The organism is Kosakonia sp. H02, from assembly GCA_030704225.1.
Taxonomy (GTDB): Bacteria; Pseudomonadota; Gammaproteobacteria; order Enterobacterales; family Enterobacteriaceae; genus Kosakonia.
In genome coordinates, this window is the sequence record CP131915.1 from 164,081 (window position 1) to 177,868 (window position 13,788).

Annotated in this window: 15 protein-coding genes and 1 other annotated feature; of the genes, 12 read left to right on the plus strand and 3 right to left on the minus strand. The window is 50.1% G+C overall.

All coding sequences use genetic code 11. The features are described 5' to 3' along the window. Positions 1-568: 568 nt before the first annotated feature. From Q5705_00840 to Q5705_00850, 3 genes are read right to left on the minus strand one after another with little or no spacing between them, the layout of a single operon-like run. Entirely contained in the window at positions 569-2,023 is a 1,455-nt protein-coding gene (locus Q5705_00840; GenBank protein ID WLI77144.1) for a glucosyltransferase domain-containing protein, read from the minus strand. Then, positions 2,016-2,939: a glycosyltransferase family 2 protein gene (locus tag Q5705_00845; GenBank protein ID WLI77145.1), complete on the minus strand. Its 924-nt coding sequence runs from the start codon at positions 2,937-2,939 to the stop codon at positions 2,016-2,018. Before Q5705_00845 ends, Q5705_00840 begins: the two co-directional genes overlap by 8 nt. A gap of 1 nt (position 2,940) precedes the next feature. Next, complete coding sequence (locus Q5705_00850; GenBank protein ID WLI77146.1) at positions 2,941-3,297, minus strand: GtrA family protein; 357 nt, start codon at positions 3,295-3,297, stop codon at positions 2,941-2,943. 343 nt (positions 3,298-3,640) lie between these two features. On the opposite strand from Q5705_00850, the gene thrS reads away from it, so the two are divergent. The 12 genes from thrS (at position 3,641) to Q5705_00910 (ending at position 13,731) form a co-directional block, all read left to right on the plus strand. Beyond that, positions 3,641-5,569, plus strand: coding sequence for a threonine--tRNA ligase (gene thrS / locus Q5705_00855; GenBank protein ID WLI77147.1), 1,929 nt, complete (start codon positions 3,641-3,643; stop codon positions 5,567-5,569). 3 nt (positions 5,570-5,572) lie between these two features. Beyond that, positions 5,573-6,115, plus strand: a complete 543-nt coding sequence (gene infC, locus Q5705_00860; GenBank protein WLI79087.1) for a translation initiation factor IF-3 — start codon at positions 5,573-5,575, stop codon at positions 6,113-6,115. Positions 6,116-6,207: 92 nt separating this feature from the next. After that, positions 6,208-6,405, plus strand: coding sequence for a 50S ribosomal protein L35 (rpmI, locus tag Q5705_00865; protein ID WLI77148.1), 198 nt, complete (start codon positions 6,208-6,210; stop codon positions 6,403-6,405). A gap of 45 nt (positions 6,406-6,450) precedes the next feature. Continuing rightward, positions 6,451-6,807, plus strand: coding sequence for a 50S ribosomal protein L20 (gene rplT, locus Q5705_00870; GenBank protein ID WLI77149.1), 357 nt, complete (start codon positions 6,451-6,453; stop codon positions 6,805-6,807). 119 nt (positions 6,808-6,926) lie between these two features. Beyond that, positions 6,927-7,051, plus strand: a sequence feature (Phe leader region). Then, positions 6,932-6,976 carry a pheST operon leader peptide PheM gene (pheM, locus tag Q5705_00875; GenBank protein WLI79088.1) on the plus strand — a complete coding sequence of 15 codons (45 nt, stop codon included), beginning with the start codon at positions 6,932-6,934 and terminating at the stop codon, positions 6,974-6,976. (Overlaps the previous feature by 45 nt.) Before the next feature lie 40 nt (positions 7,052-7,091). After that, complete coding sequence (gene pheS / locus Q5705_00880) at positions 7,092-8,075, plus strand: phenylalanine--tRNA ligase subunit alpha (GenBank protein WLI77150.1); 984 nt, start codon at positions 7,092-7,094, stop codon at positions 8,073-8,075. Positions 8,076-8,089: 14 nt separating this feature from the next. After that, positions 8,090-10,477 (plus strand): phenylalanine--tRNA ligase subunit beta, encoded by a 2,388-nt coding sequence (pheT, locus tag Q5705_00885; protein WLI77151.1) that lies wholly within the window; start codon positions 8,090-8,092, stop codon positions 10,475-10,477. Positions 10,478-10,481: 4 nt separating this feature from the next. Continuing rightward, complete coding sequence (gene ihfA / locus Q5705_00890; GenBank protein ID WLI77152.1) at positions 10,482-10,781, plus strand: integration host factor subunit alpha; 300 nt, start codon at positions 10,482-10,484, stop codon at positions 10,779-10,781. A gap of 102 nt (positions 10,782-10,883) precedes the next feature. Then, positions 10,884-11,864 carry a vitamin B12 ABC transporter permease BtuC gene (btuC, locus tag Q5705_00895; protein ID WLI77153.1) on the plus strand — a complete coding sequence of 327 codons (981 nt, stop codon included), beginning with the start codon at positions 10,884-10,886 and terminating at the stop codon, positions 11,862-11,864. A gap of 34 nt (positions 11,865-11,898) precedes the next feature. After that, entirely contained in the window at positions 11,899-12,450 is a 552-nt protein-coding gene (locus Q5705_00900; protein WLI77154.1) for a glutathione peroxidase, read from the plus strand. After that, positions 12,450-13,199 carry a vitamin B12 ABC transporter ATP-binding protein BtuD gene (gene btuD, locus Q5705_00905; GenBank protein ID WLI77155.1) on the plus strand — a complete coding sequence of 250 codons (750 nt, stop codon included), beginning with the start codon at positions 12,450-12,452 and terminating at the stop codon, positions 13,197-13,199. Before Q5705_00900 ends, btuD begins: the two co-directional genes overlap by 1 nt. 67 nt (positions 13,200-13,266) lie before the next feature. Beyond that, on the plus strand, positions 13,267-13,731 hold the full coding sequence (locus Q5705_00910) for an NlpC/P60 family protein (GenBank protein ID WLI77156.1): 465 nt from the start codon (positions 13,267-13,269) through the stop codon (positions 13,729-13,731). Positions 13,732-13,788: the final 57 nt, after the last annotated feature.

The window sequence follows — 13,788 nt, forward strand, 5'->3', positions numbered from 1 at the left end:
TCAGATTTTTCGCCGCTTTTGAAGCCCTTTTTAGCAACCATTTTTCGGGCTTGCTGCGTCGAACATGATTGACCTTCATCACACTAATTCTTTCAACCCTCCGTGCAAATGTGTACTATTGCCCGGTACATAACAGTGGCGGGTAAGGGTACGTTGTGGTCAAAAAAGCACAGTGCATATTCCGCAGAGTGAAGCGAGAAAACTTATCTTAACTGCTGTTATATCTTTAAAATCTCATTTTGTATGTGCTCTTTCGTGGAGAGGTTGATCTGCGTCGATTGGGGGCGCCAGCTGGTGTTGTTGCATTTCAAATTACCCTTGCGGATATTTGCTCAATCCAAATTGCTGAACTCCGTGTAACCAAAACTTCTGAGGCTCCTCAGGTTTCTGGCACTTATTACGGAACTGCCGCTCCTTCTTTCGGATTTTTTAAAGGGGGGGATGTTGTTAAGAATGCTGGCCCTGCCGTGGGATCTCCAAAAGGTTGGGTATGCACAGCTTCAGGTGTGCCTGGGACGTGGGTATCAGAAGGTAACCTATAAAGTTGCGCCACGGATGGCGCTTTACCTTAATCCCTTCCAGGAAGCCTGCCAAGCCTTACTATCAACACCCCATCTTTGAGTTGTACTGAATCGTCATGAGGCCATTGAGGATGATTGACAGCATAACCCCTAAATTTATTTACATCTTTAGGAGCGATCATTTTCAGATCGGCAATTCCTTCTGCCCTCAAAAATTCATGAATGCGTTTATTAACCCCACCATTCCACGAAAATATTGTCCCCCCAAAAGTATCTGAATTATCAATTTTCCATGTCTTAACGGTATAGTATCCTCCATAAAAATATACAGGAGTTTTAGATGGGGAAAAATCAGGGTATTTATTATAAATAGATTGCATTATAAATCTTGCATTATTTGAATCTGACTTATAAGCCATCATGTCGCTATAAAATAGCTTGCTTGAGTTGGCGCATCCGATTGCCAGAGCGATAGCGGCAACACCAATTTTTACGGCATTGCTATGGATATCCATTAGAGATAGTGTGATTATGACGGAAAAAGACACACTCAATCCAAGCATAGTCCTTGGTGGTAGGTTTGAGCAAAGAGCCGCTATCATTATCATTGGTGATATTAATAACAAGGCAGGCAGGAGTAAGTTAGAGGTCGTAATTTGCCTTCTCATGAATAATTTTGCAACAACTACACCATAAGCGAGCATAGTGGTGGAATAAATTTTGAGCCCAAAATATGATCGCCCATTAAAATAACTTATAACGTACTCAATATCTTGAACAATAGAGTTATTGATATCAGAAAAATCCCAGCCGACCTTGTTTTGTAAGTAAGTGGAAGAAAGGCCTAATTTACTTTGTATATAACCATTGAGACAGTAATAAATTATTGTGGCTGTTGCCGCTATAGCCCCGAACCTTATAAGGTTCATTAGATTGTCTGCGATTGTATATCTCGCCCTTATGTTTTCAGTCGTAATATATGCAATGTATATTACTATCGGGAGTATAGCGAAAGACTGATAGACACTTATTGATAATGTGTACAGAACTACAGCTATGAACGTTCTAAATGATAAGATACGTTGCTTACCTTTCAGGAAATAATGAACAGCCAAAGTACTCGCTACAAGGGCTATAGAAACAGTGTCGCTTTGATTGGAAAATTCTAACTGATATGCGAACTGAGGTAAGCTTATATACAATACTGCTAGTATTGATGCGTTAAAAGTATCAAGCTTTAGCAATCTTGCAGTTAGGAAGGCTGCTAAAGATAGAGCTGCCAAAGATAGTAAGGTTGTGAAAAATGGGACGTATGGCTCAGGGAGAATGAATACCTTTAAAAATGCATGACCCCATCTACCTAAAGAAATTGTATTATTGAAGTTATCGCTAAACTCCTCGTCAACTGACATGGTGAAATTAGTTAATTCGTAGCCATATACAATAAGTGAGCTAAACAGCGCACTTAAATAAATGATAATGCTATTTTTATACTTATTCACTTTTCGAACCCTTTAAGATATAACGAGGACGCTGTTTAACCTCTACATAAATTCTGCCGATATACTCGCCGAGAACGCCAATTCCTATTAACTGAATGCCACCAAGGAACAGTATTGAAACCAAGAGAGAAGGGTAACCGCGAACTGCATTACCAAACACTATCGTGTCGAAAATCATCCATGCTCCGTACAGGAAGGAAATGCCTGCGACGAAAAGTCCAATATAGGTCCACATGCGTAACGGAAATGTAGAGAAGCTGGTGATCCCCTCAAGTGCTAGGTTCCATAGCTTCCAGCCGTTGAATTTGGATTTTCCAGCTACCCGTTCTGCGCGGGCATACTCAACGACGTCAGTGCGTCCACCGACCCAACTTAAAACCCCTTTCATGAACAGGTTTCGCTCAGGCATCAGCTTGATATTTTCGACCACTTCCCGCGACATCAGGCGGAAGTCACCAACGTTTTCCTCAATTTGCGGATTACTGATTTTGTTATGCAGCTTATAGAACCATTCCGCTGTCTTGCGCTTCAGGCGCCGGTCCGTAGAGCGATCAGTGCGCTTGGCAAGCACAATATCCGCGCCATCCTGCCATTTGCGGATCAGGTGCGGGATAACTTCAATGGGGTCCTGCAAATCGACGTCAACAGGGATTACAGCGTCACCACTGGCGTAGTCAAGACCGGCAAACAGCGCGGACTCCTTGCCGAAATTTCGTGTGAACGAGAGGGGAACGACAAGGGGATCGGAAACAGCCAGAGCATTAACAATTGACTCGGTGGCATCTTTGCTACCGTCGTTTATGAAGATGATTTCAACTTCATGATCCCTTAATTCTTCGAACTCCCTCACCGTTTTATAAAAAACGGGTATCGCGTCCTCTTCATTGAAGACCGGCACGACCAGAGATATTTTCATTTCATTCCCTAAACACAATGAGCTTTGAATAGATAAATCCGCACACCAAACTGATGGCGGAGAACACGATTAATGTGATGATGGGTGCCATTCCAGATTTGTCAGCACACCAACCAAAAGCAGCGCTTAGCGTCCCCATAAAGCCAACGTAAAGCATGTAACGCATGGTTGTTGTTGATGACTTAAAAGTGAATCTGGCATTGGCGAAAAAGCTGAACGATACGGACACAACGAACCCGGCGAAATTTCCAAGTGCCTGACCTGTATGAAATGCGTATATGCAAATGGCGAACACCACCCAGTGAATGAGCGTGTTAATGACACCTATCGATGTGTACCTGGCGAATAACTTTAACATTACAGAAATCAGTGAATTCGGAAAAGTCTGGAGTTTAGCACCAAGCCTTCACTTGATCGACCTTCCGGGCAAACGAGACACTCACCGGCGAGTTCGGTGATAATCCGATGATGTGATTCATCAGCATGATTCTATTCACGCTTTTATGTGATCGCGATGCCGTGTACTATTGAGGTGCGTTATCAGCAAGGTGAGGTGGGTATATTGTGAAAGTAGTACACCATGATGTACACAGTTTGCAGAGTGAAGCAAATAAACACCTTTAACCTTCTGATATTTAAAATCTATTTGTTTTTGTATGTGCTCTTTCGTGGGGGGCACCACTGCAAATTAAGGAAATGAAATGCCTGTAATTACTCTTCCTGATGGCAGTCAACGCCATTACGACCATGCCGTTAGCCCAATGGATGTTGCGCTGGATATAGGTCCGGGCCTGGCGAAAGCCTGCATCGCGGGTCGTGTTAATGGCGAACTGGTTGATGCCTCAGATGTTATCGACAGCGATGCCAACCTGGCTATCATCACGGCGAAAGATGAAGATGGTCTGGAAATTATCCGTCACTCTTGCGCGCACCTGTTAGGTCATGCCATCAAACAACTGTGGCCGCACGCTAAAATGGCTATCGGTCCGGTTATCGATAACGGCTTTTATTACGACGTTGACCTTGACCACACGCTGACTCAGGAAGATATCGACGCGCTCGAAAAACGTATGCATGAGCTCGCCGAAACCAACTATGACGTCATCAAGAAAAAAGTGAGCTGGCAGGAAGCCCGCGAAACATTTGTTGCTCGCGGCGAGAATTACAAAGTGGCCATTCTTGATGAAAACATTGCGCATGATGACAAGCCTGGTTTGTATCATCACGAAGAATACGTTGATATGTGCCGTGGACCGCACGTGCCGAACATGCGTTTTTGCCATCATTTCAAATTGATGAAAACCGCCGGGGCTTACTGGCGCGGCGACAGCAACAATAAGATGCTGCAACGTATTTACGGTACCGCGTGGGCGGATAAAAAAGCCCTTAACGCCTATCTGCAACGTCTGGAAGAAGCGGCGAAGCGTGACCACCGTAAAATCGGTAAACAGCTTGACCTGTATCATATGCAGGAAGAAGCGCCGGGTATGGTGTTCTGGCATAACGATGGCTGGACTATTTTCCGTGAACTGGAAACGTTCGTACGTTCTAAACTGAAAGAGTATCAGTACCAGGAAGTAAAAGGGCCGTTCATGATGGACCGTGTGCTGTGGGAAAAAACCGGCCACTGGGACAACTATAAAGATGCGATGTTTACGACGTCTTCCGAGAACCGTGAATATTGCATCAAGCCGATGAACTGCCCGGGGCATGTGCAGATTTTTAACCAGGGGCTAAAATCCTATCGCGATTTGCCGCTGCGTATGGCCGAGTTCGGCAGCTGCCATCGCAATGAGCCATCAGGCGCGTTGCACGGGCTAATGCGCGTTCGCGGGTTCACTCAGGACGATGCGCATATCTTCTGTACAGAAGAGCAAGTTCGCGATGAAGTGAACGCATGTATTCGTATGGTCTACGATATGTACAGCACCTTTGGCTTCGAGAAGATCGTCGTCAAGCTCTCCACTCGTCCGGAAAAACGTATCGGTAGTGACGAGATGTGGGATCGTGCTGAGGCGGATCTGGCAGTTGCGCTGGAAGAGAACAATATCCCATTTGAGTATCAATTGGGTGAAGGCGCATTTTACGGTCCGAAAATTGAATTTACCCTTTATGACTGCCTCGATCGTGCATGGCAGTGCGGAACGGTACAGCTGGACTTCTCCCTGCCGGCTCGTCTGAACGCCTCTTATGTGGGCGAAAGCAACGAGCGTCAGGTGCCAGTAATGATTCACCGCGCGATTCTTGGGTCTCTGGAGCGCTTTATCGGCATCCTGACAGAAGAGTTCGCTGGCTTCTTCCCGACCTGGCTCGCGCCAGTGCAGGCAGTCGTAATGAACATTACTGATTCGCAGTCTGAATACGTTAACGAATTGACCCGCAAATTACAAAATGCTGGCATTCGTGTAAAAGCAGACTTGAGAAACGAGAAGATAGGCTTTAAAATCCGCGAGCACACTTTACGTCGCGTCCCTTATATGCTGGTTTGCGGTGACAAAGAGGTTGAAGCCGGCAAAGTTGCTGTGCGCACCCGTCGCGGTAAAGACCTGGGAAGCCTGGACGTAAATGAAGTTATCGAGAAGCTGCAACAAGAGATTCGCAGCCGCAGTCTTCAACAACTGGAGGAATAAGGTATTAAAGGCGGAAAACGAGTTCAAACGGCGCGTCCCAATCGTATTAATGGCGAGATTCGCGCCACGGAAGTTCGCTTAACTGGTCTGGAAGGCGAGCAGCTTGGTATTGTGAGTCTGAGAGAAGCTCTGGAAAAAGCTGAAGAAGCCGGGGTTGATTTAGTCGAAATTAGCCCTAACGCCGAGCCGCCCGTATGCCGTATAATGGACTACGGCAAGTTCCTCTATGAAAAGAGCAAATCTTCTAAGGAACAGAAGAAGAAGCAAAAAGTTATTCAGGTTAAGGAAATTAAATTCCGACCTGGTACAGATGAAGGTGACTATCAGGTAAAACTCCGCAGCCTGATTCGCTTTCTCGAAGAGGGCGATAAGGCCAAAATCACACTGCGTTTCCGTGGTCGTGAAATGGCCCACCAACAGATCGGTATGGAAGTGCTTAATCGCGTGAAAGAAGATCTGAATGAACTGGCAGTTGTCGAATCCTTCCCAACGAAGATCGAAGGCCGCCAGATGATTATGGTGCTTGCTCCGAAGAAGAAACAGTAAGGCCATCAAGTAATTAAACCTGTAGGCCACAAGCTTACAGGTTTAGTTCGCCTTTGTTTCGTTTATTAACAATGCGAAGTGGAAATTGAAAAATGCCAAAGATCAAGACCGTACGCGGTGCTGCTAAGCGCTTCAAAAAAACCGGTAAAGGTGGTTTTAAGCACAAGCATGCTAACCTGCGTCATATTCTGACCAAAAAAGCTACCAAGCGTAAACGTCACCTGCGTCCGAAAGCCATGGTTTCCAAAGGCGATCTGGGCCTGGTAATCGCGTGCCTGCCGTACGCATAAGTCGTTAACCTTTTAACTTTTTAATTAGAATATACAGGAGAGCATATGGCTCGCGTAAAACGTGGTGTGATTGCACGTGCACGTCATAAGAAAATTTTGAAACAAGCTAAAGGTTACTACGGCGCGCGTTCACGCGTTTACCGTGTTGCCTTCCAGGCTGTTATCAAAGCTGGTCAGTACGCTTATCGTGACCGTCGTCAGAAAAAGCGTCAGTTCCGTCAACTGTGGATTGCACGTATCAACGCAGCAGCACGTCAGAACGGTATCTCTTACAGCAAATTCATCAATGGCCTGAAAAAAGCCTCTGTTGAAATCGACCGTAAGATTCTGGCTGACATCGCTGTATTCGACAAAGTGGCATTCTCTGCACTGGTTGAAAAAGCGAAAGCAGCTCTGGCATAAGCCAGTTTAAGAGAGGGAGCCTGGCTCCCTCTTTTGCTTTAACAGTATCAAAACATTGACATTTTGCCGTGATGCGTTTTCAATAGCCCATCGCCGTCACTTACCCTTTTAAGGTAACGCAAGCATGAATGCTGCTCTTTTCCGCTTCTTTTTTTACTTTAGCACCTGAACCCGGGAGGCTAGCGCGTGAAAGAAGAAACGGAAAACAGCGCCAGAAAGCCTCCCTTGTGGAGGCTTTTTTTGTATTTGCCGCTTGTAAATATCGTCATATAACGAGGAAAACCATGTCACATCTCGCAGAGCTGGTTGCCAGTGCGAAGGCAGCCATTAATGATGCCTCAGATGTCGCCGCGCTGGACAATGTCCGTGTCGAATACCTGGGTAAGAAAGGGCACCTGACCCTTCAGATGACCACCCTGCGTGAGCTGCCGCCAGAAGAGCGCCCGGCTGCCGGGGCGGTAATCAATGAAGCAAAAGAACACGTTCAGCAGGCGCTGAACGAACGTAAAGCCGCTTTAGAGAGCGCAGCGCTGAATGCACGTCTGGCCGCAGAAACTATCGACGTTTCTTTGCCTGGACGTCGTATTGAGAACGGCGGTCTGCACCCGGTAACCCGCACCATTGATCGCATCGAAAGCTTTTTCGGCGAACTGGGTTTTACCGTCGCCACAGGCCCGGAAATTGAAGATGATTACCACAACTTTGACGCGCTGAATATTCCTGGTCATCACCCGGCTCGTGCGGATCACGACACCTTCTGGTTTGACGCCACGCGCTTGCTGCGTACCCAAACTTCTGGCGTACAGATCCGCACCATGGAAAACCAGCAGCCGCCAATTCGTATTATCGCGCCTGGCCGCGTTTATCGTAACGATTACGATCAGACCCACACTCCGATGTTCCATCAGATGGAAGGGCTGATTGTCGATAAACACATCAGTTTTACCAACCTGAAAGGTACGCTGCACGATTTCCTGCGTAACTTCTTCGAAGAAGATCTGCAAATTCGTTTCCGTCCCTCTTATTTCCCGTTCACTGAGCCGTCCGCAGAAGTGGATGTCATGGGTAAAAACGGCAAATGGCTGGAGGTGTTAGGTTGCGGGATGGTTCACCCGAACGTGCTGCGTAATGTAGGAATCGACCCGGAAATCTACTCTGGCTTCGCTTTCGGTATGGGGATGGAGCGCCTCACGATGCTGCGTTACGGTGTCACAGATTTGCGCGCATTCTTCGAAAACGATTTGCGTTTCCTCAAACAGTTTAAATAAGGGCAGGCAAGACAATGAAATTCAGTGAACTGTGGTTACGCGAATGGGTTAATCCCGCCATTGATAGCGAAGCGCTGTCCGGGCAAATCACCATGGCTGGTCTTGAAGTCGATGGCGTTGAACCCGTAGCCGGTGCATTCCACGGCGTGGTGGTTGGCGAAGTCATGGAGTGCGCACAGCACCCGAACGCTGACAAACTGCGTGTAACAAAAGTGAATGTTGGCGGCGATCGCCTGCTGGACATCGTCTGCGGTGCGCCTAATTGCCGTTCAGGCTTGAAAGTTGCTGTCGCAACCGTCGGCGCGGTGCTGCCGGGCGATTTCAAAATTAAAGCGGCGAAACTGCGTGGCGAGCCGTCTGAAGGCATGTTGTGCTCCTTCTCTGAACTGGGCATTTCCGACGATCATAATGGCATCATCGAACTGCCGGTCGATGCCCCAATCGGAACGGATATTCGCGACTACCTGAAACTTGACGACAACACGATAGAAATCAGTGTGACGCCGAACCGTGCGGATTGCCTCGGTATTATCGGTGTGGCCCGTGACGTTGCGGTGCTGAACAAGTCCCCACTTGTCGAGCCAGAGATTGCGCCGGTTGACGCGACCATTACCGATACACTGCCGATTGTTGTTGAAGCGGCCGATGCCTGCCCGCGTTACCTGGGCCGTCTGGTTAAAGGCATTAACGTTAAAGCGCCGACCCCGCTGTGGATGAAAGAGAAACTGCGCCGCTGCGGTATTCGTTCCATTGATGCCGTTGTGGATGTGACCAACTACGTTCTGCTGGAACTGGGTCAGCCAATGCATGCCTTCGACAGCGATCGTCTTGAAGGCGGGATTGTCGTGCGTATGGCGAAAGAAGGAGAAACCCTGGTGCTGCTGGACGGCAGCGAAGCAAAACTGAATGCTGACACCTTGGTCATTGCGGATCATAACAAAGCGCTGGCGATGGGCGGCATTTTCGGGGGTGAACACTCTGGCGTGAACAGCGAAACGCAGAATGTGCTGCTGGAGTGTGCATTCTTCAACCCGCTTTCCATTACTGGCCGCGCGCGTCGCCATGGCCTGCATACCGATGCTTCTCACCGTTACGAGCGTGGTGTTGATCCGCAGTTGCAATACATGGCAATGGAACGTGCTACCCGCCTGCTGCTGGATATTTGCGGCGGTGAAGCTGGCCCGGTCATTGATGTCACTAACGAAGCGACGTTGCCAAAACGTGCGACCATCCGCCTGCGCCGCAGTAAGCTGGATCGCCTGATTGGCCATCATATTGCTGACGATCAGGTGAGCGATATCCTGAAACGTCTGGGCTGTGAAGTGACGGAAGGCCAGGATGAGTGGCTGGCCGTTGCGCCGAGCTGGCGTTTCGATATGGAAATTGAAGAGGACCTGGTAGAAGAAGTTGCCCGTATCTACGGTTACAACAATATTCCTGACGAGCCAGTGCAGGCAGGCTTGATAATGGGCGCGCATCGCGAAGCCAACTTGTCTCTTAAGCGTGTGAAAACTATGCTTAACGACAAAGGCTACCAGGAAGTGATCACCTACAGCTTCGTTGATCCGAAATTGCAACAGCTGATCCATCCAGGTGAAGAGGCGCTTATTCTGCCAAGCCCCATTTCCAGCGAAATGTCGGCCATGCGTCTTTCTCTGTGGACGGGTCTGTTAGCGACTATTATCTACAACCAGAACCGTCAGCAGAGCCGCGTACGCATCTTCGAAACCGGTCTTCGTTTTGTGCCGGATACGCAGGCGAACCTGGGGATCCGCCAGGACGTCATGCTGGCAGGCGCAATGTGTGGCAACCGCTATGAAGAGCACTGGGATTTGGCTAAAGGCAGCGTCGATTTCTTCGATCTGAAAGGCGATCTGGAGTCTGTACTGGAGCTGACGGGCAAATTATCAGCCATTGAGTTCCGCGCCCAGGCGAATCCGGCGTTGCATCCGGGGCAATCTGCCGCGATTTATCTGAAAGATAAGCGGATTGGTTTCATCGGTGTGGTTCATCCGGAACTGGAACGCAAGCTTGATCTGAATGGTCGTACCGTGGTGTTTGAGCTGGAATGGGATGCGCTCGCAGACCGCGTGGTGCCTCAGGCTCAGGAGATTTCTCGCTTCCCGGCGAACCGCCGCGACATCGCTGTTGTGGTCAACGAAAACGTGCCCGCAGCAGATGTTTTGGCTGAATGTAAGAAAGTTGGCGCAAATCAGGTAGTTGGCGTAAACTTATTTGACGTGTACCGCGGTAAGGGCGTAGTGGAAGGGTCTAAGAGCCTTGCCATTAGTCTTATCCTTCAGGATACCGGCCGTACACTCGAAGAAGAGGAGATTGCCGCTACCGTTGCCAGATGTGTAGAGGCATTAAAAGAGCGATTCCAGGCATCATTGAGGGATTGAACCTATGGCGCTTACAAAAGCTGAAATGTCAGAATATCTGTTTGATAAGCTAGGGCTTAGCAAGCGGGACGCAAAAGAGCTGGTAGAGCTGTTTTTCGAAGAGATCCGTCGTGCTCTGGAAAACGGTGAACAGGTAAAACTCTCCGGCTTTGGCAACTTCGATTTACGCGACAAGAATCAACGTCCGGGACGTAACCCGAAAACGGGTGAAGATATTCCCATTACAGCACGGCGCGTGGTGACCTTCAGACCCGGCCAGAAGTTAAAAAGCCGCGTTGAAAACGCTTCGCCCAAAGCTGAATGATTTGAACTAACTAAAAAGGCCGCATCTCGCGGCCTTTTTTCTTTTCAGCGCCCGGCATCACTCTTAGAATCAGTCACCTGGCTGATAGATTAAACGGATAACATGCAGGCATACGCTCATCTGCAACAGCAACGTAATCGCCGCTGGCTTGGCGGCTTGTGGCTCCTTCTTCTTCTCGCGCTATTTCTTAGCCTTTGCGCGGGCGATCAATGGATTGCGCCCACCGCCTGGCTCTCGCCGCAAGGTCAGCTTTTTGTCTGGCAAATTCGCCTGCCGCGCACCCTGGCGGTGATATTGGTCGGCGCGGCACTGGCCCTGTGCGGCGCAATTATGCAAGCCCTGTTCGAAAACCCGCTGGCGGAGCCAGGCCTGCTCGGCGTATCCAGTGGCGCAGGTGTCGGGTTAATCGCTGCGGTATTGTTAGGGGGCGGCCTGTTGCCCGGCTGGGCGCTGGGCGTGTGCGCCATTGCCGGGGCGCTGACAGTCACGATTATTCTGCTACGCTTCGCCCGCCGTCATCTCTCTACCAGCCGTCTGCTGCTCGCTGGCGTTGCGTTGGGCATTATCTGCACGGCATTAATGACCTGGGCCGTTTACTTCTCAACCTCTTTTGATTTGCGTCAGTTGATGTACTGGATGATGGGCGGTTTTGGCGGCGTCGACTGGCAACAAAGTTGGTTGATGCTGGCACTGGTGCCGGTTATGGTCTGGATCTGTTTCCAGTCGCAGCCACTCAATGTGCTGGCGCTCGGTGAAATCTCTGCCCGTCAGCTAGGATTACCGCTGTGGTTGTGGCGTAACCTGCTGGTGGTGGCTACTGGGTGGATGGTGGGCGTCAGCGTTGCGCTGGCCGGAGCGATTGGCTTTATTGGCCTGGTCATTCCTCATATTCTACGTTTATGCGGCCTGACCGATCACCGGGTCCTGCTTCCGGGCTGCGCGCTGGCAGGCGCGGTGGCACTACTGTTTGCCGATGTAGTGGCTCGCCTGGCGCTCAGCGCCGCCGAACTGCCGATCGGGGTGGTGACCGCAACGCTGGGTGCGCCAGTATTTATCTGGCTATTATTGAGGGTCGGGCGCTAAGCCCACAAACCGTAACATCAATGAAGGTGACGCTATGCAACAGGATATTCTTGATACCGAAGTGACGACAATTGATGGTGAACGCACCACGCTGGCCTCGTATCGCGGGGATGTGCTGCTGGTGGTTAATGTGGCGTCTAAATGCGGCCTGACGCCGCAATATGAGCAACTGGAGAATCTCCAGAAAGCATGGGAAAGCGAAGGCTTTACGGTACTCGGTTTTCCGTGCAACCAGTTCCTGGGCCAGGAGCCAGGTTCGGAAGAAGAGATCAAAACCTTTTGCAGCACCACTTATGGCGTGACGTTTCCGCTGTTCAGCAAAATTGAGGTGAATGGCGAAGCACGTCATCCTCTGTATAAAAAGCTGATCGCGGCGGCACCCACGGCGGTTGCCCCCGCAGACAGCGGTTTTTATGAGCGAATGGTCAGCAAAGGTCGCGCACCAAAAGAGCCGGGCGATATTCTGTGGAATTTCGAAAAATTCCTGATTGGCCGCGATGGCAATGTTATCCAGCGCTTCTCACCGGATATGACGCCAGACGATCCGGTTCTGGTTTCTGCAATTAAGCAGGCTGTAACGAAATAATGCCGATGCTGTTGCAACTTCAGGATGTGGGTGAGCCTGGCAGGCTGGGGCCTGTCACCGCGTCGGTAACGCGCGGTGAGCTTTTGCATTTAGTCGGGCCGAACGGTGCGGGGAAAAGTACCTTATTGACCCGCATCGCTGGTTTATCCAGCGGGCAGGGCGAGGTGCTGTTTAACGGGCAGGCGCTTTCGCAGTGGCAGGCACCGCAACTGGCGCAGCACCGTGCTTACCTCGCCCAGCAGCAGATGCCGCCTTTTGCCATGCCGGTCTGGCACTACCTGTCGTTGCATCAGCGCAAGCCTGCGCAGGGTGAATTGTTGGCAGAGGTTGCCGGAAAACTGGGGCTTACCGATAAGCTGGGAAGGGCCGTCAATCAGCTTTCCGGCGGCGAGTGGCAGCGGGTGCGGCTGGCGGCAGTGATTGTCCAGATTCATCCACACGGCAACCCGGACGGGCAGCTTTTACTGCTGGATGAACCGATGAACAGCCTGGATGTGGCACAGCAGGCAGCGCTCGACAGTGTCATCACCGGGCTGGTGAAGTCCGGCATTACGGTGATTATGAGCAGCCATGATTTAAACCACACGCTGCGCCATGCGCATCAAGTGTGGTTACTGAGCGGGGGAAAATTGCTGATGAGCGGCCCGAAAGAGGACGTCTTAACCCCGTCTCATTTGGCTACAGCCTACGGTTTGCCATTTCGTCAGCTGGATACCGAAGGGCATCGTATGTTGATCCCGGCGACGTGACTTGCCACACGTCTCGTTCCCACTGTAGATTAATCCGATAAAAAGAGATGAAGAGGCGTATTTCAGGATGCGTATCTGGTTTTTGCTGGCAGCGGCGCTATTTCTTGCAGGATGTAGCTCTCATCGCGCACCGCCGCCAAACCCAAGGCTGTCGGACTCCATCACCGTTATCGCGAATCTGAACGATCAGCTTAGCGAATGGCGGGGCACACCCTATCGATACGGGGGAATGGCGCGTTCAGGGGTGGATTGCTCTGGCTTTGTGGTGATGACCTTTCGCGATAAATTCGCGCTCCAGCTGCCGAGAGAAACGCGCCAGCAAGCCGAAATTGGTACTAAAATCGATAAAGACGATTTACTGCCGGGCGATCTGGTGTTCTTTAAAACCGGTTCGGGCGACAGCGGGCTTCATGTTGGCATTTACGATACCGATAACGAATTTATTCATGCCTCGACCAGCCGGGGCGTAATGCGCTCCTCGCTAAATAACGTTTACTGGCGCAAAAATTTCTGGCAGGCGCGGCGTATCTGACAGACATTAACGAGGTATCGGGTAAGAGGGATCGCGGGCATTGCAAGCTGTCCCTCT

What these genes read in the sequence shown, in the direction of transcription:
- Q5705_00845 (WLI77145.1), bottom strand. Translation starts at nt 2,939, where the DNA reads ATGAAAATATCTCTGGTCGTGCCGGTCTTCAATGAAGAGGACGCGATA.
- Q5705_00850 (WLI77146.1), bottom strand. Translation starts at nt 3,297, where the DNA reads ATGTTAAAGTTATTCGCCAGGTACACATCGATAGGTGTCATTAACACG.
- thrS (WLI77147.1), top strand. Translation starts at nt 3,641, where the DNA reads ATGCCTGTAATTACTCTTCCTGATGGCAGTCAACGCCATTACGACCAT.
- rpmI (WLI77148.1), top strand. Translation starts at nt 6,208, where the DNA reads ATGCCAAAGATCAAGACCGTACGCGGTGCTGCTAAGCGCTTCAAAAAA.
- rplT (WLI77149.1), top strand. Translation starts at nt 6,451, where the DNA reads ATGGCTCGCGTAAAACGTGGTGTGATTGCACGTGCACGTCATAAGAAA.
- pheS (WLI77150.1), top strand. Translation starts at nt 7,092, where the DNA reads ATGTCACATCTCGCAGAGCTGGTTGCCAGTGCGAAGGCAGCCATTAAT.
- pheT (WLI77151.1), top strand. Translation starts at nt 8,090, where the DNA reads ATGAAATTCAGTGAACTGTGGTTACGCGAATGGGTTAATCCCGCCATT.
- ihfA (WLI77152.1), top strand. Translation starts at nt 10,482, where the DNA reads ATGGCGCTTACAAAAGCTGAAATGTCAGAATATCTGTTTGATAAGCTA.
- btuC (WLI77153.1), top strand. Translation starts at nt 10,884, where the DNA reads ATGCAGGCATACGCTCATCTGCAACAGCAACGTAATCGCCGCTGGCTT.
- Q5705_00900 (WLI77154.1), top strand. Translation starts at nt 11,899, where the DNA reads ATGCAACAGGATATTCTTGATACCGAAGTGACGACAATTGATGGTGAA.
- btuD (WLI77155.1), top strand. Translation starts at nt 12,450, where the DNA reads ATGCCGATGCTGTTGCAACTTCAGGATGTGGGTGAGCCTGGCAGGCTG.
- Q5705_00910 (WLI77156.1), top strand. Translation starts at nt 13,267, where the DNA reads ATGCGTATCTGGTTTTTGCTGGCAGCGGCGCTATTTCTTGCAGGATGT.